Raw genomic sequence first — 920 nt, 5'->3', positions numbered from 1 at the left:
AGGCCACGATGTTGGCCGCAGCCATGGGTGTGATGGTCGGCATGCGCAATGCCGTCGCACTGACCCCCACCCCGGCTTGGGTTGCGGGCCGTTTTTGTGTCATCGCGCCGGCCAGGCGCTGCTGGTGTGTTCAGGGTGAGCGCAGCTGGCTCATGGCGTGCGCGAAGGTCTGCGCACTGGGCCAGTTGGAGGCCAGGTACAGGCGGATGCGCCGCGTGTTGCGCGTCACCACTGCCGCCACCTTGAGCAGCTTGATGCGCAGCGTGTCGATCTGCGCCGTGGCCAGCTCTGTGCCCTGCAACGCCAACGCGCGCAGCCTCTCTACCAGCACGTAGCCCAGCGCGGCCAGCAGCATGCGCAGTTGGTTGGAGCGCAGCACATGGCAGCTCGTGCGCGTGGCGAACAGCCCTACCTGCGCTTCCTTGATCCGGTTCTCCGCCTCGCCGCGCTGGCAGTACACGCCGTCGTACAGCGCCTGGGGATCACCGGCAAGGTTTGTCACGATGAAGCGCGGGTTGCAGCCTTGCGCGCCCCATTCAAGCCGCGTGATCACGCGCCGCTCGTGCGGCCAGCTCTGTGCGGCGTAGTCGAATTCATCGACCATGCGCTGTTTGGCCCCGCTGCGCTCGTATTCGTCTTTCATTGAGAGTTCGGCAAACGCCACGCGCGCCTGCAGCCGTGCATTGCGCGCCAGACCCACGATGTAGTGCACGCCGGCGCGCTCGCACCAGTTCAGGATGCGTTGGCGGCAGAACCCGGAGTCGGCCCGAAACACGATGCGCACCTGCGGCCAACTCTGGCGCAGTCTGCGCACCAGCAGCTTGAGGATGGCCCCAGCGTGCTGCGCCGCATCGATGTTGCTGGGCCTCAAGTAGGCGCACAGCAGTTGCTGGCCGCAGAACACGTACAGGGGCAGGTAG

General features: G+C 66.3%; 1 protein-coding gene. It reads right to left on the bottom strand.

Annotation, left to right across the window (positions count from 1 at the left end; all coding sequences use genetic code 11):
* Positions 1-130 precede the first annotated feature (130 nt).
* Positions 131-920, bottom strand: a 790-nt coding sequence (locus ACFO24_RS13270) for an IS1380 family transposase (RefSeq protein WP_377738775.1), incomplete at its 5' end; no start/stop codon positions are given.

The organism is Comamonas denitrificans (assembly GCF_042654745.1).
Classification (GTDB): Bacteria; Pseudomonadota; Gammaproteobacteria; order Burkholderiales; family Burkholderiaceae_C; genus Comamonas; species Comamonas denitrificans.
The sequence above is the reverse complement of the archived record's forward strand: the minus strand, read 5'-3'. Positions and strand labels throughout refer to the sequence as shown.